Origin of the sequence: Mesorhizobium sp. LNHC229A00 (genome assembly GCF_000502415.1) — a bacterium.
Lineage (GTDB): Bacteria > Pseudomonadota > Alphaproteobacteria > Rhizobiales > Rhizobiaceae > Mesorhizobium.
In genome coordinates, this window is the sequence record NZ_AYWQ01000002.1 from 74,053 (window position 1) to 91,825 (window position 17,773).

Genomic DNA, 17,773 nt, shown 5'->3' on the forward strand with positions numbered 1-17,773 from the left:
CATCAAGCAGCCTGTAAACGCCGCGCCAGCCCGTCCCTTATATGCCGGGCGAATTCCTGCGCCGCCGTGCTCACGCCATGCCGCGGCAGGTGCAGGTTGATGGCAAAATTCGGCAGCGGCGGCAGGCCGGTGTCGAACGGCAATATGTCGAGATCGGCTGGCACGGTGGAGGCGAGCCATGTGGTGACGGCGAGGTCGGAACGAACCGTCGCCGTCGTCGCGTCGATGTTGCCGTTCTCGAACACGCTGCGCCATTCCAACCCATGCTCCTTGAGTGCCGCCAGCACCACCGGCCGGAAGGCGCAGGTGTCGGCAACGATCGAGACGGGCAATGGCCGCTTGGCGCGAGCCACCCCACCCCTTGCGCCGACCCAGACCAGCCGGTCGATGGCCAGGCATTCGCCCGAGGTTGGACCGACCCGCTCCTCGATTACCGCGAGGTCGATGGTGCCCGCCGCCAGTGCCGCCGCCAGTTCCGGCGAGGAGGCGCAGACCAGCGATATCTCGACCTGCGGATAGGCCTCGGCATAGGCCTTCAGTACGGGGGCCAGCAAGGTGCCGACAAGGTCGTAGGGAACGCCGAGCCGCACCTGTCCGGCGACAACGCTCCCCACCATCTCGGTCCAGATCTCGTCATTGAGGCTGAGCAGGCGCCTTGCCTTGTCGAACAGCCGCTCGCCGGAATGGGTCAGCCGCAGACCGCGCCGGTCGCGCTCGAACAGCCCGCAGCCGAGCGTTTCTTCCAGCCGCTTGACCTGCTGGCTGACCGCGCCCTGCGTCAGGTGCAGCGCGTTGGCCGCCGCTGTCATGCTGGCCTTGTCGGCGACGGTGACGAAGGTGCGCATGAGACTGGTATCGAGATTGCGGATCATGATCGGCATTATAATTGCTAATGACGATCATCGCAAACATTGCATTTACTGATCCAACTCTCAGTCTAACATGAAGCCTCCGACAAGGGATGCTCCATGCTCCAGCCTATCCTGCCGCTCATCCTGTTTGCCTTCGTGGCCACCGCGACGCCGGGCATCGCCACGACATTATCGACCGCTTCGGGTGCGCAATTCGGCTTTCGCCGCTCGGTTCCCTTGATGATCGGCAGTGCCGCCGGCCTCGCGACCGTGACGGGGGCGGCCGCTGCCGGGCTTGCCGGGCTGCTGCTTGCCATGCCCTCGCTGCAGCTTGCCATGAAGATCGCCGGCTCGCTCTACCTCGTCTGGCTGGCAATCAAGATCGGCCGCGCCGGCCCGCCCAATCTCGATGTCACCATGGCCAAACCCAACAGTTTCCTGGGCGGCGCCGGCATCCAGTGGATGAACCCCAAGGGCTGGGCGATGGGCCTGGGCGCGGCGGCCTCCTTCGCCGCGCTTGCCGACGGGCCGGGACAACTTGCTTTGCTGCTCGGCTCGACCTTCGGCCTCACCGCCGCCATCTCGCTGTCCGTCTGGTGCGTGGCGGGCATGGTGCTGGCGCGGCTGCTCAAGGCCGAGTGGCAATGGCGCGCGCTCAACATCGTGCTGGCGCTGGTGCTCGCCGCGTCGATCATCCCGATGTGGCGGACGGTCTGACGGCCGGCCGCCACGTCGGCCTAAGCCGCGTAGCGCGGGGCCGGCTTGTCGGCATGCAGGCTGCCATAGAAGGCCTGGCGGGCGCCTAGGAATGTGTCCAGCTTCCCGGTGTCGGCAAGCGCCGGCACGGTGACGGCCTCGCCCCTGGCCAGGCCGACAAGGGCAGCGTCCACCAAATCGTCGGCGGTCATGACGATCTCCTTCGGCAACTGGTCGATATCACCGCCGGAAAGCTTCCAGAAATCGGTCCGGGTCGCGCCCGGCAGCACCACCTGCACCGTCACTCCAGTGCCCGCGACCTCGCGATGCAGGGCTTCGGTGAAGTTGACGACATAGGCCTTGGTCCCGCTGTAGATGCCGCCGAACGAGGTATCGAAGGCCAGGACCGAGGCGATGTTGACGATCCCGCCCCGGTCGCGCGCCAAGAGCCCAGGCAGCACGGCACGCGTCAGCCGGGTCAGAGCCACGACATTGACCTTGATCATGCGCTCGGCCGCGTCGGCGTCGGCGGTTGCCACCACTGCCTGGCCGCCAAGGCCGGCATTGTTGACCAGCAGCGTCACGGTTTCGTCGGCTGATATCGACTGCTCGACACGGCGCAAATCGTCGTCGTCGGATAGATCGGCGCTGAGCACGCTGACGTTGCGACCGTGGGCATGGCGCAGCTTCTCGGCCAGCGCCTGTAGTCGATCTGCACGGCGCGCCACCAGCACCAGGTCATAGCCCTGCCCCGCCAGACGGTCCGCATAGACGGCGCCGATCCCCGATGAGGCGCCGGTGACGACCGCCGTGCCCTTGTTGTCATTCTTGCTCATTATCGCGTTCCTTGTGTTCGCTGTCTTCCGCCGGGGTGGATATATATATCGGCCGGCAAGGCTGCTGTTCGAATTAGTGGCATATGCCACTTTCCGCGAAGTAGGTATATGCCAGCATCTTGTCAACGGCGGCGGTGAAAACTATTTTTGCGGCGGGCTGGCGCACCTGCCGGGGCGATTCCAGCAAGTGCTCAGCGGTTTAGCGCCCCGAATTGCGCAACAAGACAGAGCATTGGAGGCGATGCGTTTCGCCGGAGATGTTCCAGCAAGGAGCGGTCATGAGTGAAGCTGATGGATTTAGCCGTTGCAACAATGCCACCTTGCGGCGCACCGCGCGCAGGCTTGGCCGGTTCTACGACGACGCGCTGGCGCCTTCCGGCCTGAAGGGTACGCAGTTCGGCCTGCTTTTCCAGATCAGTGTCGGCGCCGACCCGGCGATGGGAGCCATTGCCGAGGCGCTGATCATGGACCTCTCGGCGCTCGGCCATACGCTGAAGCCCCTGGTCCGCGACGGCTATGTCGAAACCTTCCCCGACAAGGACGATCGCCGCGTCAAGCGCGTACGGCTGACGCCATCAGGACAGGCCAAGCTCGACGAGGCGATCAAGCTATGGAGCGTCGCCCAGCGGCAATTCGAGGCCATGATCGGCGCGGAGCAGGCCGCGAAACTGCGGGCCACACTCGATGAAGTGGCTGCGTTGAAGCTGGAACTGCCCGCGGTCACTCCTTCCAGCTGAAGAAGCGGCCGCCCAGCTGAAGAAGCGGCCGCGAAAAACGACGATGCATGCCTCGGAGCCGGCCTTATTCCGCCGGCATGGTGACGGCCCGGGCAAACACCCGTCCCGCCAGCACGATGCCCAGTCCGATGATCGGGAACACCGCCGCGACCAGGCCGAGATCGGCGGGCGCGCCGTAGCGCAGCACGCCACCACCGACCACCGCGCCCACCGCCACGCCGAGATAGAGCGCCGAGCCGTTGAGCGACAGCACGATCGGTGCGGCGTCCGGCGCCAGCTTGATGATGCGGCTGGCCTGCGCCGGCGGGAACGCCCAGCCGACGATGCCCCAAGGCACCATCATCGCCATCAGCGCCGGTCCGGCGATGTGCTGCGGCAGGAAGGTCGGGATGACCGACAGCATGACCAGCATGGCCGCACTCAACGCCAGCGACCAGCCGACGGTGCGGGTGGCGCCGAAACGGTCGGCCGCCTGGCCGCCGGCAATGTTGCCAACCACAGCGCCGACGCCGAAGGCGAGCAGCATGCCGGGCAGCGCGATCTCGCTCAGCCCGCCGCTCTCGATGGCAAGCGGCGCGACATAGGCAAAGACGGTGAAGGCACCGACCAGCGCCAGTAATGTCGTCACCAGGATCGGCATCACGCCGGGACGCATGGCGGCCGCCAGCCGGCGCTTCAGCGGCAGCCTGGTGCCGATGATGCCGCGAGGCAGGCGGTACCACAGGATGGCGCCGGACAGCGCGCCAAGGCCGGCAATGGCGTAGAAGGTGCCGCGCCAGCCGGCGATGGCAGCGACCAGCGCGCCAAGCGGTGCACCGACAGCGACGGCCACCGTGGTGCCGCCGACGACGACGGCGATGGCGCGGGCTCGGTGATGATCATCCACCAGCGCCACCGCCGTGCCTTGCGCGGTCGCCGCGAACAGGCCCGACGACAGCGCCATGATGATGCGTGCGACGAGCAGCACTTCGAAGGATGAGCTCAGGGCGGCGACGACATTGCCGACGACGAAGAACACCAGCGTCCACAGGATGACGCGGCGCCGATCCCATTCGCCGGTCAGCGTCGCCAGGATCGGCGTGCCCAGGGCATAGGCGAGCGCGAAGGCGGTGATCAGCGAGCCGGCGAGCGGCACCGAGATGCCGGCATCCCTGGCGATATCGGGCAGAAGGCTGGAGATGACGAAGCCTTCGGTCGAGATTGCAAACGATCCGAGCGCAAGCCAGAAGATTCTCTTGTCCATGGGAAAGCGTCCTTAGTTCAAAAGTTATTGAACAATTGGACATAAAAGGGCATCATGTCAATGAAGCCAGGCAAAAATAGCACAACCATGCTGACAGCCCTGTGTCAGGACGGCCCATGAAGTGGAGAAATAGCGTGTATGGACCGGGCAGGATCGACGCGTTGAAATCGGCCCGAACTGTGCTTAGGTTCCAGCGATGACCTTGCCACACCCCAATACGGACCAGATCAGCCTGCCCATTGTGCTCGGCGTGCTCGGCGACCCGACGCGGCTTGCGATCGTGCGCTATCTCGCCAGCAAGGAAGGCGTGCCGCTGAACTGCAGCCGGTTCCTCGATCTCGGCTCCAAGACCAACCTCAGCTACCACCTCGCCAAACTGCGTGAGGCCGGCGTCACCCGCGCCGAAGTGGTTGGCACCAACCGCATGATCACGCTGCGCCGCGCCGATCTCGACGCCCGCTTCCCCGGCCTGCTCGACAGCGTCATCGCCGCGGCTGCGGACGACGCCGCCCTGCCGGCCGTCGGCGGCCACGACATCGAAGCGTCGGCCTGACACGTTTCCTTTCTCTCGCGAAGCGGTAGGAAACCATGTCCCTGTCAGGATCGCCCTTTCGACCAGTCCCTTGCCAGCCTGTGGAGCTCCCTCGAAAATGCGCTTAGCCGTCCTGGCCGATATCCACGGCAATGTTCTCGCGCTCGACGCCGTGCTCGAAGACATGGCGCGGCGCGGCGGCGCCGACCTCACCGTCAATCTCGGCGACAGCGTTTCGGGGCCGCTGTGGCCGCGTGAAACAATGGAGAGGCTGGAGGCGCTCAACCTGCCGACGGTGCGTGGCAACCATGACCGCCGCGTCGCCGTCGATCCGGCCGACGAGACCATGTGGGCGTCCGACATCTATGCGCGGCAGCGACTGACGCCAGCGCAGCGCGATACACTGTTCGCCCAACCCTTGATCCTTGAGATCGCGCCCGGCGTCATCGCCTTCCACGCCCGCCCCGATCACGACGAGAAATACCTGCTCGACGCGATCGTCGATCGTCAGCTGGTGCGCGCGCCGCTGGCGGCGATCCGGCGCCGGCTGAAGGCGCTCGACCCGGCCTGCCGCATCGCGCTGTGCGGCCACAGCCATCGACCCGAACTGATCCGTATCCCTGACGGTCCCGTCATCTTCAACCCGGGCAGCATCGGCTGCCCCGCCTATGACGACGACACGCCGCCGGCCCATGTCTCCGAACAGGGTTCGCCGCACGCCCGCTACGGCATCGTCACCCTGGGCGGCGCCGGCCAGCCGGATCGCTTCGAGATGATCGCCGTCGAGTACGACCACGAGGCGGCGGCACGGCAGGCTGAACCCACGGGACGCCCGGAATGGGCGCACGGCCTGCGCACCGGCTTCATGCCGGAAGCGGCGCGGCCGTGATCCTGATCCCTAGACTTGCACCGCCAGCACCGGTCCGCCGCAATGACTAGCCTCAATTTCCAGCTTACATGGCGGCACATCGTCCCTTATAGAATTCGCCGGACATGCGGCGAGACCGCCGCGGCATGGTGGTATCGGCGCACGGCCAAATGATGAGGCGCACAGTTACGCTCCGAACAGGTTTGCATGCGCTGGTTGCCGCTCCGCTGCTGATGGCGGCATGGCCGGCTGTCGTCCCGGCCCATGCCGAAGAGGCGCCGTTCATCTCCGTCATCACCGGGCTCGCCCCCGACGACCTGCTCAATGTGCGCGCCAAGCCGTCGGCGATCGGCAAGACCGAGGCCCGTCTGGCCGCCGGTGCGAGCGTGAGAAATCTCGGCTGCAACGACATTGACGGCCATCCCTGGTGCAAGGTCGAGTCTGACAATCCCAAAGCCACCGGCTGGGCTCCCGCGCGCTACCTCGTTCCTCTCAATCCCGCGACCGTGCCCGACGGGGCGGCGGATACGCCCGGCATGGCCCCCGAAGCCGCCGCGATGCCCAATGCACCCGACCTGACCGCACGGCTGGGTGGCGCGAGCCAACCGGCCAGCCCCGAAACCATGCCGAAATCCGCGGCGGAGATCGCCATGCAGGATGCCTACGGCCTGGCGCTGGCGGCAACTGAAAACGCGCCCGCGGCCGAAGAGCCAACGGGGGCCACGGCAGCCGCCGATGGCGCCCTGCAGATTCCCTGCGCCCGCTACGTTGGACAACCCATGGCGCCTTGCGCGGCGAACGTGACACACAAGGGCACTGACAAGGCCGACGTGACCGTGACCTGGCCCGAGGGCGGCAGCCGCGTCATCTCCTTCACTGCCGGCCTGCCGGCAAGCTCGGACGCCGGCAGCGACTTCCGCTTCACCCGGGAAGGCAAACTCAACATGATCCGCATCGGCGTGTCGGAGCGGTTCGAGATCACGGACACGGTGGTGTTGGGGAATTAGGCACGCTCCAGGGTCGACGCGAGGGCATGAGACACTTGTTTGCTTAGCACGCGTACCCGCATTTTCGGGGTTACATCGGGCAAAACTCTTCCCTATAAGGCCCTCCTAGCCTGATACCAGAATCGCGAGCACAACCGGCCGGGTCTTCCCGTCCCGGTTTTTTGTGCAAGCCCGCTGCCGAACGGAATTCATAGACATGCCCAGACGAACCGACATCAAGTCGATCCTGATCATCGGGGCCGGCCCCATCGTCATCGGCCAGGCCTGCGAATTCGACTATTCCGGCACCCAGGCCTGCAAGGCGCTGAAGGAAGAAGGCTTTCGCGTCATCCTGGTCAATTCCAATCCGGCCACCATCATGACCGACCCGGAACTGGCCGACGCCACCTATATCGAGCCGATCACCCCCGAAGTCGTCGCCAAGATCATCGCCAAGGAGCGGCCCGACGCGCTGCTGCCGACGATGGGCGGCCAGACCGCGCTCAACACCGCTTTGTCGCTGCGCCGCATGGGCGTGCTCGAGCGCTACAATGTCGAGATGATCGGCGCCGACGCGCATGCCATCGACAAGGCCGAGGACCGCGCGCTGTTTCGCGAGGCGATGAAGACGATCGGGTTGGAAACGCCGAAGTCGATGCTGGCCAACGCCACCGACGTCAAGAACGCCGACCGCAAGACGCATGAGGCCGAGCGCGCCGCGCTGAAGGCCGAGAAGCCGGACAATCTCGACGCCGAACTCGATGCGCTGGAAACCCGCTGGAACCTCGGCGAAGGCGACCGCAAGCAGCGCTACATCAGCCATGGCATGGCGATCGCGGCCCAGGCGCTCGACCATGTCGGCCTGCCGGCCATCATCCGCCCGTCCTTCACCATGGGCGGCACCGGCGGCGGCATCGCCTACAACAGGGCCGAATTCTACGACATCGTCCAGTCCGGCCTCGACGCCTCGCCGACCACCGAAGTGCTGATCGAGGAGAGCGTGCTGGGCTGGAAGGAGTATGAGATGGAGGTCGTCCGCGACAAAGCGGACAATTGCATCATCGTCTGCTCGATCGAGAACATCGACCCGATGGGCGTGCACACGGGCGACTCGATCACCGTCGCCCCGGCACTGACCTTGACCGACAAGGAATACCAGATGATGCGCAACGCCTCGATCGCGGTGCTGCGCGAGATCGGCGTCGAGACCGGCGGTTCCAACGTGCAGTTCGCCGTCAACCCGGCCGATGGCCGTCTCGTCGTCATCGAGATGAACCCGCGCGTCTCGCGCTCGTCCGCGCTCGCCTCCAAGGCGACCGGCTTCCCGATCGCCAAGATCGCCGCCAAGCTAGCCGTCGGCTACACGTTGGACGAACTGGAGAACGACATCACCGGCGGCGCCACGCCCGCCTCGTTCGAACCGAGCATCGACTATGTCGTGACCAAGATCCCGCGCTTCGCATTTGAAAAGTTCCCCGGCGCCGAGCCGGTGCTGACCACGGCCATGAAGTCGGTCGGCGAAGTCATGGCCATCGGCCGCACCTTCCAGGAATCTTTGCAGAAGGCGCTGCGCGGTCTCGAAACCGGCCTCACCGGCCTCGACGAGATCGAGATCCCCGGCCTTGGCCATGCCCTGGGCAACAACCCGGACGACCGCAACGCCATCCGTGCCGCCCTGGGCACGCCGACGCCCGACCGGCTGCGCATGGTGGCGCAGGCGATCCGCATGGGCACCTCGCTGGAGGACGTGCACGCCATGTGCAAGATCGACCCGTGGTTCCTCGAACAGATCGCCGGTATCGTCGCCATGGAAGCNGACGTGCACGCCATGTGCAAGATCGACCCGTGGTTCCTCGAACAGATCGCCGGTATCGTCGCCATGGAAGCCCGCATCCGCGAGCACGGCATTCCGGGCGACGCCGTCAATCTGCGCATGCTGAAGGCGATGGGCTTCTCCGACGCGCGCCTCGCCTCGCTGACGAAGACCGACGCCGAAGTAATTCAAAGGATTCGTGAAAAGCTCGACGTTCATCCGGTTTATAAGCGCATCGACACCTGCGCCGCCGAATTCGCCTCGCCCACCGCCTACATGTACTCGACCTATGAAGTGCCCTTCGCCGGCGCGCTCGCCAACGAGGCGCAGGTCTCGGCGCGCAAGAAGGTCGTCATCCTCGGCGGCGGGCCGAACCGCATCGGCCAGGGCATCGAGTTCGACTATTGCTGCTGCCACGCCGCGTTCGCGCTGCGCGATGCCGGCTATGAAGCGATCATGATCAACTGCAACCCCGAGACCGTTTCGACCGACTACGACACCTCGGACCGGCTCTATTTCGAGCCGCTGACGGCGGAGGACGTGCTGGAGATCCTGCGCGCCGAGCAGGCCTCGGGCGAGCTGGTCGGCGTCATCGTCCAGTTCGGCGGCCAGACGCCGCTGAAGCTGGCGGACGCGCTGGAGAAGGCAGGCATTCCGATCCTCGGCACCTCGCCCGACATGATCGATCTCGCCGAGGACCGCGACCGTTTCCAGAAGCTGCTGCACAAGCTCAACCTCAGCCAGCCGAAGAACGGCATCGCCTATTCGGTCGAGCAGGCCCGCCTCGTCGCCGGCGAGCTCGGCTTCCCGCTGGTGGTGCGCCCCTCCTATGTGCTCGGCGGCCGCGCCATGCAGATCATCCATGACGAGGGCATGCTGCAGAGCTATCTGCTCGACACCGTGCCCGGCCTGGTGCCGGAGGACATCAAGCAGAAATATCCCAACGACAAGACCGGCCAGATCAACACGCTGCTGGGCAAGAACCCGCTTCTGTTCGACACCTATCTCTCCGGCGCCATCGAGGTCGATGTCGACTGCCTCTGCGACGGCAAGGCTACCTTCGTGTCGGGCATTCTCGAACACATCGAGGAAGCCGGCATCCATTCGGGCGACAGTGCCTGCTCGCTGCCGGTTCACTCGCTGCCCGCGGAATTGGTCGACGAGCTGGAACGCCAGACGGCGGCCCTGGCCCGCGCGCTCAATGTCGGCGGGCTGATGAACGTGCAATACGCCATCAAGGACGGCACGGTCTATGTGCTGGAGGTCAACCCGCGCGCGTCGCGCACCGTGCCCTTCGTCGCCAAGACCATCGGCCGTCCTATCGCGAAAATCGCCGCCCGCATCATGGCCGGCGAGACGCTGGAAGACGCCTTCGCCCATTACGGCGCCATGCCCGATCCGCGCAATCCCGGCCACATCGCCGTCAAGGAAGCCGTCTTCCCCTTCGCCCGCTTCCCCGGCGTCGACATCCTGCTCGGCCCGGAAATGCGCTCGACCGGCGAGGTCATGGGCCTCGACCGCGATTTCGCGCTGGCGTTCGCCAAGAGCCAGCTCGGCGCCGGCGTCGACCTGCCCCGCTCCGGCACGCTGTTCGTCTCGGTACGCGACGAGGACAAGAAAGGCATCCTGCCGGCAGTCAAGCGCCTCGCCGGCCTCGGCTTCAAGGTGCTGGCGACCTCAGGCACGCAGCGCTTCCTCGCCGAAAACGGCGTCGACGCGCAAAAGATCAACAAGGTGCTGGAGGGCCGCCCCCACATCGAAGACGCCATCCGCAACCGCCAGGTGCAGATCGTCTTCAACACCACGGATGGCCAGAAGGCGGTGTCGGACTCCAAGTCGCTGCGGCGAGCGACGCTGATGCAGAAAGTGCCGTATTACACGACGCTGTCGGGCGCGGCTGCGGTGGCGGAAGCGATTGCGGCGCTGAAGGCGGGGAGTTTGGAAGTCAGGCCGCTGCAGGAGTATTTTGCCTGAGGTGATTGGCTCTCTTCTCCCCGTTCAACGGGGAGAAAGGTGCCGGCAGGCGGATGAGGGGCAGCGCTCGCACCTCAAATTGGCGGCTGCCAGTCCAGGCAACGCGGCAAAGACGGCCAACATCGCCACTCTACCCATGGGGGCAACCCACAGACGTCTCACTGTTGTTGGAGCTTAGCTCGCTAAATCGGCGACAACAACTTTCGTAACCTTGTTCTTAGCTCGTTCCAGCTTGTTCAGCGCCTTTCGCATTCTGGCGACCGCTTCCTTGGCTTTGTCCCCTTCGATCGTGTCCCGCTTGATCACTTCATTTTCAACCATCAGCGAGAGGTTCTCGTTGCCGACTTTGATGTCAGGAAACAGTCTCCGGATTTCCCGACGCACCACTGAGATGACAGCATCCGACCGTATGATCGCAGATACAGTAAACTTGTTGAATAATTGGGCCTGCTGATGAAAGGCATCCATCGCATCGGTCGTCAGCCCTTCCTTGGCGAACAGGAAGAGGCACTGCAGGTGATCCTCATTCTTGGGATTCATATCCGCGAGTACTATACGGCAAACTTCTTCGTGGCTGATCTGTTTTGCCACATAGATGCGGACCAGCCGCCATTCGACGGCATTGGTCAGGATCACCCAGTGAATGCCTTGATGAGCTCCATAGTCGATGACCTGCCTGAGGTGATTATCGGCCAAGCTGCTGCCTGCTGATTTCACTTCGACAAGCAATCGCAGTTTTCCTGCGATCTTGATCGCGAGATCACAATATGTCGCCTTGATCTGATGTTCCGACGTCAGTTCGTCATATTTGTCGTAGCCAAAAACATCAGCCAGAATGTCCTTGACCAACGTAACGGTGTCAGCCTCCGCGACATCGGATTTTTGCTGAGCCAGCGTAATCCGCTGATACTTCTTGAGATTCGACGCAACTCGCTCGATAAATTTTTTCGATAATTTGTTCAATGACTCACCCTCCCTATCCCCGACGGGAGTTGAGAGGGAGTTTACTTGAAAGACAAGTAAAAATTACACTAGAGACCCCGGCCCTTCGCAGGCTCAGGGCGTTCGAAGCTCGAAAAGCCAAGCGATTGGCTTTTCGTCCGCTGCGCGAACCGCTTCTCACCCTCACCCCACCGCCACGCACTCAATCTCGATATCAAATTCCATCGGCCAAGACGCCACCGGCACGAAACTGCGCGCCGGCGGGTTGACGCTGAAATACCGGGCATACACCCTGTTTATCGCGTTGTAGAAGCCGGAGTTGACGGCGTAGATGCGCACCATCACCACGTTTTCGAGTGAGGTTCCGGCCGCTTCCAGGCAATGTTTCAGCGCCTTCAGCGACGCGTCTGTCTGGGTCTCGATATCGCCGCGCACCATCTCGCCGGTCACCATGTCCACCGGCGGCGTCGCCGAGATGAACACGAAACCGTTGGCCCTCACCGCCGTCGAACAGGGCAGGCCGAGTGAGCGCACCTTGTCCGACATGACAGGCACTTCGATGACTTCTTTCTTCATGGGTGTCCTCCCCCGGGTTGGCAGGGCTGGCGCCACTCCCCCAGCCTCCGCTTCGCTCGGCTGACCTCTCCCCGAGGGGAGAGGAGATCACGAGCGCCGGCGCCGGCTCTTCTCCCCAGCGGGGAGAAGGTGGACGCGAAGCGGCCGGATGAGGGGCTGGCGCCGACTCCTGCGGTAATAGGCAACTTATCCCGGCACCGGCGGAACGCCAGCGCCGACGCATGGTCCAGCCCTCACCCCTGCCCCGGATAGGGCGTGCCGTCCTTGTGCAGGAAGCGCCCGTCAGAACTCGGACTCATCATGTCGATGTCCGAGCAGGTAATCACATCGTCGGGGTTGCGCGAGCCGACTTCCAGGTAGCGTGCGGTAAGCGACGCGCGGTTGATCATGTGATGGCCGTTGCCGCTGTTCTTGGCGAAGGCAGCACTATCGCCGGCCTTGAGCAGCGTCTCGCCGCCATCCTCGACCAGCGTCAGCTCGCCTTCCAGCACATAGACGAGTTCGTCCTCATGGCTATGCCAGTGACGCTGGCTCGACCAGCCGCCCGGCGGCAGCATCATCAGGTTGACGCCGAAATCGGTGAGCCCGCCGGCATCGCCAAGGCACCGGCGCGTGCGGTCGGCACACGGGGCGTCGAAGGGAACGGGGTAGCCCGAGCCCTTGCGCACGGGCACGGATGCGAGGTCGATCTTGGGCATGGGATGCTCCCGAGGTGAGGCCGGGTAGTGTAGCGCATGGCGGGTGGAGGCACAGGGGCCTCTTTCGGCTGCTGGTTTACCAGGGGTAGAGCGCCTGACACCTCAACTTCGTCATCCTAGGGCGAAGCAGCCGCGGAGCGGCGTCGCGGAGACCCTAGGATCCATGCCGCGACATCGATGGGGACGCAGCGGAACAGAATTACGAACTGTAGCGACGCTTTGAAGTCCCGACATGGATCCTCGGCTCTGCGCCGCGTCGCTGCGCTCCTTGCTCCGCCCGTGGATGACGAAATGAAGGAGGTCTCCACCGGCCAGAAGGATGGCCTACCCTTGACCGAACAACTCGCCCAGCCCCTAATGCGCCGCGCCGAGCTCCTTCACGTGCTTCTCATGCATCTTCAGTGTCGGCAGCGTCTTTTTGGCGAATTCCTTCAGCGCGGGGTCGTCGCCCGATCTTGCATAGGTGCTGAACAGCGCGACCGCCTGCTTGTGGGCCTCGGTCTGCATCATCACGTATTTCTGGTCGAACGCCTTGCCGCTGGCGGCTTTCAGCTGGTCCAGCATCTGCTGCTGCTTAGGTTGCAGCGCGGGGCCAGCGGGCTTGATCGAGGCGGTGGTCTGCCCCTTGCTCAGCGCCTGCTTGAAGTCCTCGCCGGCCTTGGTGTGGTCCTTGATCATCTGGCCGGCGAAGGCCTTGACGTCGGCCGAGGCGGATTTCTGTTCGGCGAGCTGGCTCGACTGGATCTCGAATTCATTGGCACTGGGCACGGCGCCGACGAAGGTCGGGGTGTCGACCTTGCTGTCGGGCAACATGGGCGCGACGGCGTTCGAATTGGTGCCGTTCGTCTGGGCAAGGGCGGCGGGCGCGACGGCTGTCAGCGCGACGGCGGCCATGGTCAGGAGCATTTTCATCTGGCGTCTCCGATCGGAATGGTTCCCTCAAGGAGTCCAACGCCGCGGACGCCGCGAGGTTGCCAGCCGGGTCTCTTCTGGTCACGGGAAGGCGGGAAAGCAGCCTTGCAACCGCGGGATGATCTCTCCCTACGGGCGGCGAGGCCCCAGCAGAAAGGCCGTCATCGTTGCGCTCACGCACGCCACCGCCAACAAGGGGACGAAGCCCGAAGAGCCGGGCGTTCGGCGCATTGGAACAGGGCTTTCTGAAGCCGGAGCATTTTGAACCAAACCGTCCAGGTCGGACCTGCTCCCCCGTCGAACGGAATAGGCGCGCGTCAACTCCGCACCGAGCAGAAAGATTTCCGATGAATAATAGACCCAGAGCAGTATGACGAGCAGCCCTCCGGCCGCACCATAGGACGATGCGACCGCACTTGTGCCGATATACCAACCGATAAGCGACTTTCCCAACGTGAACAGGGCGGCGGTCACCACGGCACCGATCCCGACATCGCGCCATTGCAAGGCACGGTCCGGCAGGACTTTGTAGATCGCGGCAAACATCACGGCGATCAGGGAAAAGGAAATCAGGGTGTTGATGGCGCTCAGAAAAAATTCGCCGAACGGCAGATGAGCGCTGATCACGTTGCCCAGAGCCGAGATCGCAGCGCTCGCCGCCAAGGATACCAGCAACATGAAGCCGAGGGCGGCGACCAGGCCGAGACTTGCCGCGCGTGCGCGCAACAGACGCGACAGCGAATCCCCTTTCGCTTCAACCTTCCATATTGCATTCAGGGCCTGCTGCATCTCGCCGAACACGGCGGAGGCGGTGACGAGCAGAGTGGCCACGCCGATAAGCGCCGCCAGGGTCCCCGATGATTTGCTGGACGCCCCTTCGAGCGCCGTCTGAAGGAGCGCCGCGCTTTCCGAGCCCATCAGCCCCGATATCTGGGCGGACAAGGCCAACCGTGCCGCGTCATGACCAAAAGCGATGCCGGCTATCGCGACGACGATTATCAGAACCGGGGCCAGCGACGTGGCGGCATAAAACGCCATTGCCGCCCCATGACTAAGGGCATTGTCGTTGACAAAGCCAACCACGCTTTCTCGCACCAAGTCCCATACGTCTTTAATTACAGGGCGCACGTCCAATCCGTGAAGCGGGTCGCAAACCGTCTCCTATCAATGCAGCGGATCGTCCGATGTTCCGGCCGACTTGAGCGGCTTCAGCAGCCACGTGAAGCGCGGATCAAGGACACTGAAGCCAGCAGGATGCGGCGAGGTTGCCTGCCGGCGCCTCAAGACGACAGGGTCACCTCGCCCTCGTCCTCACCATCCCAGTAATGGGCGCGAACGGCTTCGATCTTGATCATGGCCAGCCCGGGCGTATCGGTCCCCTGTTCGAACCCCTCGTCGATATCGTCGGTCCAGTGTTCCTCGAAGGCAACCTTGTCGCGGATGATCTCGGCCTTGCCCTCAACCGCGACCCAGAAACCATCGTCGCCCTTGAAGGCAAGCGACACATTGGCATCGCGTTCGATATCCTCCACCACCTGCGACTTGTCCCAGGTAAAGTAGAAGGAGGAGCCGTCATAGTCGACGTCCTGGTTGTTGCTCATCGGTCGGCCGGCAATGGCACCGCCTTGCGTGTGGGTGGACAGCATGGCGACATCGATATCGCGCATCTTCTCGGCAATTTCGGCAAGGTTTCTGTCGGTCACGGCGGGCTCCTGTTGGTTGTATTGGCTAGGCCAACGTCCCACCCCGGCTTTGGTTCTCAGGAACCGCGGGCGGCGCGGGACATTCCTGACCCGGAGGACCTTCGGATGCGGAAGCTGCGCAAGGGAACACGCGTCACCTGGGCCTGGGGCGCTCATACCGGCGAGGGCAAGGTGGCGGAAAGTTTTACCCGCGACGTGTCCCGCCAGATCAAGGGCACCGAGGTCAAACGCAAGGCATCGCCCGACGAGCCCGCCTATCTCGTCGAACAGGCCGACGGCGACCATGTGCTGAAGAGCCACTCGGAACTGAAAAGGGCGGACTGAGCGACTTCAGTGGCAGCACGCCTCGCCATATTGCAGTTGCTCGCCGAAACTCGGCCGGCCCTCCGGCGTGAAATCCATCAGGTTCCACAGGATCTCGCAGGTGCCGATGGCGCGCGGGTCCTGGCCGGGCTCGGTCGGCGCGAAACCGAGTTCCGACGACCAGAAATGCCTGATGCCGTCAGCATCGCGGTGGAACACCGACAGCAGCGGGATCTGCGCGCCGTCGGCGTCCTCGGCATTGTAGTCGCGCTTGAAGCTGTTGTTGGCCGACGACACCAGCCGCATGTCGCGCCAGCCGCGATCGCGGCCGAGCGTGACGAGGTTTTCCAGCGCCGTCTTGGCCACCACGGCGAAGTTGAAGCCGGCCGCTTCGAGATGGCCGACCGCGCCGTCGAACTGGTCGAGCAGGGCGGTGCAGGACGGGCATGGCTGGTCGGGCCGGGCGAGCTTCGCCGTACCGCCGCTGGTCGCGACGTCGCGCGTCTCCCGCGGATGGCGCGGGAACATCATGTTGTAGAGGATCAGCGTGTTCTTGCCGGGCGCGAACAGCTCCGAAAGTTTTATCCTGGCGGGCTTGCCGGCGGCATCGAGCCCGTCGAATGCATAATCCTGCGGCACCAGCCCGCCCGGCGGCAGCGCGCGGCGCGCCTCGGCCACGGCTTCCATGGCGCGGCGCAGCTCGATTTCCTTCTTCAGCAGCCTTTCGCGTGCGGTGCGGTATCTGGCGGATTCGTTGGGAAAGGTGATCATGATCGGCTCCTTGGTTCCGCGCGCCGGCGTCCCGGCGCGGTTGCCCTGCGCCCCAAGGACGTTTGGCCGCGACCGGTCCCGACATTTCGCATCGGGACAGGCCCGGCCTTGCCACATCCCCGTTATCGGCTACAGCTGCGGAGTGGAGAGAAGAATGCACGAAGCCGACGAGATCGACCTGCGCTGCCCGCAAGTGGTGGCCGACAATGCCGCCAAGGGCCTGCGTCTGCGCAAGCAGTTCGGCCGTGGCGGCACCGAGATCGGCGTGGCGCGGGCGACGGAGCTGAAGAACCGCGAGAAGCTGGCGCCTTCCACCATCCGCCGCATGGTCAGCTACTTCGCCCGCCACGAGGTCGACAAGCGCGGCAAGAATTACGGCAATGAGGAAAACCCTTCGGCTGGCACCATAGCCTGGCTCTTGTGGGGTGGCGACGAGGGCCGCGCCTGGGCGCTGGAGATCAAGCAGAAGATCGGCAACGCGCCCGATATCTGAACGCGACCGCCCCTCACCCCTTGACCCCGCCGGCGGTGAGGCCGGAGACGATCTTGCGCTGGAAGATCAGCACCAGCACCACCAGCGGCACCGTGACGATCACCGAGGCGGCCATGATGTTGCCCCAGGGGATTTCGAACTGCGAATTGCCCGAGAGCAGCGCGATCGCCACCGGCACGGTCCGCCGCGCGTCGTTGGAGGTGAAGGTCAGGGCAAACAGGAACTCGTTCCAGGCGCCGATGAAGGCCAGCAGCCCGGTGGTCGCCAGCGCCGGCCACATCAGCGGCAGGAAGATGCGCGTGATGATGATCCACGGCGTCGCGCCGTCGAGGATCGCCGCTTCCTCGACCTCCACCGGCAGGTCGCGCACGAAAGCGGTGAGCACCCAGACGGTAAACGGCAGCGTGAAGATCATGTAGGAGAAGATCAGCGCGAAAAGCGAATTGTAGAGGCCGAACAGCCGCACCAGCTCGAACAGCCCGGCCAGCACCGCCACCTGCGGGAACATCGAGACCGACAGGATGGCGAACAGCAATGCCGAGCGGCCGCGAAAGCGGATACGCGCCAGCGCGTAGGCCGCGGTGACGCCGAGGAACAGCGACAGCGCCACCACCGCGCCCGAAACCACCAGCGAGTTCAGGAGGTTGCGCAGGAAGGCGCCTTCGGCCAGCACGTTGCGGTAATTGCCGAGGCTGGGCGCCTTCGGCCATAGGTCGGCCTGGAACAGCTCGGTCCCCGATTTGAGGCTGGTGACGATGGCGTAATAGAACGGGAACACCGCGATGAGCACGATTGCTCCGACCAGCAGATAAAAGGCCATGCGCTTCAGGAGCCACATC

19 protein-coding genes are annotated in these 17,773 nt (G+C 64.4%); 8 read left to right on the forward strand and 11 right to left on the reverse strand.

Annotation, left to right across the window (positions count from 1 at the left end):
• Positions 1-2 precede the first annotated feature (2 nt).
• Complete coding sequence (locus tag X742_RS165955) at positions 3-872, reverse strand: LysR substrate-binding domain-containing protein (RefSeq protein WP_023770171.1); 870 nt, start codon at positions 870-872, stop codon at positions 3-5.
• A 96-nt stretch (positions 873-968) separates the two neighbouring features.
• Between X742_RS165955 and X742_RS165950 the strand changes: the two genes are divergently transcribed.
• Positions 969-1,568: a LysE family translocator gene (locus X742_RS165950; protein WP_023770172.1), complete on the forward strand. Its 600-nt coding sequence runs from the start codon at positions 969-971 to the stop codon at positions 1,566-1,568.
• Between the two features lie 20 nt (positions 1,569-1,588).
• Here the strand turns inward: X742_RS165950 and X742_RS165945 are convergent, their stop codons facing one another.
• Positions 1,589-2,383 carry an SDR family oxidoreductase gene (locus X742_RS165945; protein ID WP_023770173.1) on the reverse strand — a complete coding sequence of 265 codons (795 nt, stop codon included), beginning with the start codon at positions 2,381-2,383 and terminating at the stop codon, positions 1,589-1,591.
• Between the two features lie 278 nt (positions 2,384-2,661).
• Between X742_RS165945 and X742_RS165940 the strand changes: the two genes are divergently transcribed.
• Positions 2,662-3,120: a MarR family winged helix-turn-helix transcriptional regulator gene (locus X742_RS165940; protein WP_023770175.1), complete on the forward strand. Its 459-nt coding sequence runs from the start codon at positions 2,662-2,664 to the stop codon at positions 3,118-3,120.
• A gap of 64 nt (positions 3,121-3,184) precedes the next feature.
• Here the strand turns inward: X742_RS165940 and X742_RS165935 are convergent, their stop codons facing one another.
• On the reverse strand, positions 3,185-4,363 hold the full coding sequence (locus X742_RS165935) for an MFS transporter (RefSeq protein ID WP_023770176.1): 1,179 nt from the start codon (positions 4,361-4,363) through the stop codon (positions 3,185-3,187).
• Between the two features lie 196 nt (positions 4,364-4,559).
• Between X742_RS165935 and X742_RS165930 the strand changes: the two genes are divergently transcribed.
• The 4 genes from X742_RS165930 (at position 4,560) to carB (ending at position 10,536) form a co-directional block, all read left to right on the forward strand.
• On the forward strand, positions 4,560-4,916 hold the full coding sequence (locus X742_RS165930) for a helix-turn-helix transcriptional regulator (RefSeq protein ID WP_023770177.1): 357 nt from the start codon (positions 4,560-4,562) through the stop codon (positions 4,914-4,916).
• A gap of 97 nt (positions 4,917-5,013) precedes the next feature.
• Positions 5,014-5,784: a metallophosphoesterase family protein gene (locus tag X742_RS165925; RefSeq protein WP_023770178.1), complete on the forward strand. Its 771-nt coding sequence runs from the start codon at positions 5,014-5,016 to the stop codon at positions 5,782-5,784.
• A 149-nt stretch (positions 5,785-5,933) separates the two neighbouring features.
• Complete coding sequence (locus X742_RS165920) at positions 5,934-6,770, forward strand: SH3 domain-containing protein (RefSeq protein WP_023770179.1); 837 nt, start codon at positions 5,934-5,936, stop codon at positions 6,768-6,770.
• Between the two features lie 196 nt (positions 6,771-6,966).
• On the forward strand, positions 6,967-10,536 hold the full coding sequence (gene carB / locus X742_RS165915; RefSeq protein WP_023770180.1) for a carbamoyl-phosphate synthase large subunit: 3,570 nt from the start codon (positions 6,967-6,969) through the stop codon (positions 10,534-10,536).
• Positions 10,537-10,710: 174 nt separating this feature from the next.
• Here the strand turns inward: carB and X742_RS165910 are convergent, their stop codons facing one another.
• The 6 genes from X742_RS165910 to X742_RS165885 all read right to left on the reverse strand — a co-directional run bounded on the left by X742_RS165910 (position 10,711) and on the right by X742_RS165885 (position 15,367).
• On the reverse strand, positions 10,711-11,499 hold the full coding sequence (locus tag X742_RS165910; RefSeq protein WP_023770181.1) for a type I restriction enzyme HsdR N-terminal domain-containing protein: 789 nt from the start codon (positions 11,497-11,499) through the stop codon (positions 10,711-10,713).
• A gap of 162 nt (positions 11,500-11,661) precedes the next feature.
• Positions 11,662-12,054, reverse strand: coding sequence for a RidA family protein (locus X742_RS165905; RefSeq protein WP_023770182.1), 393 nt, complete (start codon positions 12,052-12,054; stop codon positions 11,662-11,664).
• 233 nt (positions 12,055-12,287) lie between these two features.
• Positions 12,288-12,752, reverse strand: a complete 465-nt coding sequence (locus tag X742_RS165900) for a cupin domain-containing protein (RefSeq protein ID WP_023770183.1) — start codon at positions 12,750-12,752, stop codon at positions 12,288-12,290.
• A 354-nt stretch (positions 12,753-13,106) separates the two neighbouring features.
• Positions 13,107-13,664 (reverse strand): DUF4142 domain-containing protein, encoded by a 558-nt coding sequence (locus tag X742_RS165895; RefSeq protein ID WP_023770184.1) that lies wholly within the window; start codon positions 13,662-13,664, stop codon positions 13,107-13,109.
• 129 nt (positions 13,665-13,793) lie between these two features.
• Positions 13,794-14,792: a YihY/virulence factor BrkB family protein gene (locus tag X742_RS165890; RefSeq protein WP_023770185.1), complete on the reverse strand. Its 999-nt coding sequence runs from the start codon at positions 14,790-14,792 to the stop codon at positions 13,794-13,796.
• Positions 14,793-14,944: 152 nt separating this feature from the next.
• Positions 14,945-15,367: a pyridoxamine 5'-phosphate oxidase family protein gene (locus X742_RS165885; protein ID WP_023770187.1), complete on the reverse strand. Its 423-nt coding sequence runs from the start codon at positions 15,365-15,367 to the stop codon at positions 14,945-14,947.
• Between the two features lie 105 nt (positions 15,368-15,472).
• Here X742_RS165885 and X742_RS165880 point away from each other — a divergent pair, with 105 nt between their 5' ends.
• A complete protein-coding gene (locus X742_RS165880; protein ID WP_023770188.1) occupies positions 15,473-15,691 on the forward strand; it encodes a DUF2945 domain-containing protein in 219 nt (72 codons plus the stop codon).
• Positions 15,692-15,697: 6 nt separating this feature from the next.
• Here the strand turns inward: X742_RS165880 and X742_RS165875 are convergent, their stop codons facing one another.
• A complete protein-coding gene (locus tag X742_RS165875; protein ID WP_023770189.1) occupies positions 15,698-16,441 on the reverse strand; it encodes a DUF899 family protein in 744 nt (247 codons plus the stop codon).
• A gap of 154 nt (positions 16,442-16,595) precedes the next feature.
• Here X742_RS165875 and X742_RS165870 point away from each other — a divergent pair, with 154 nt between their 5' ends.
• Positions 16,596-16,934, forward strand: a complete 339-nt coding sequence (locus tag X742_RS165870; RefSeq protein WP_015316182.1) for a hypothetical protein — start codon at positions 16,596-16,598, stop codon at positions 16,932-16,934.
• Between the two features lie 13 nt (positions 16,935-16,947).
• Here X742_RS165870 and X742_RS165865 read toward each other — a convergent pair whose 3' ends face one another.
• Positions 16,948-17,772 carry a carbohydrate ABC transporter permease gene (locus tag X742_RS165865; RefSeq protein ID WP_023770190.1) on the reverse strand — a complete coding sequence of 275 codons (825 nt, stop codon included), beginning with the start codon at positions 17,770-17,772 and terminating at the stop codon, positions 16,948-16,950.
• Position 17,773: the final 1 nt, after the last annotated feature.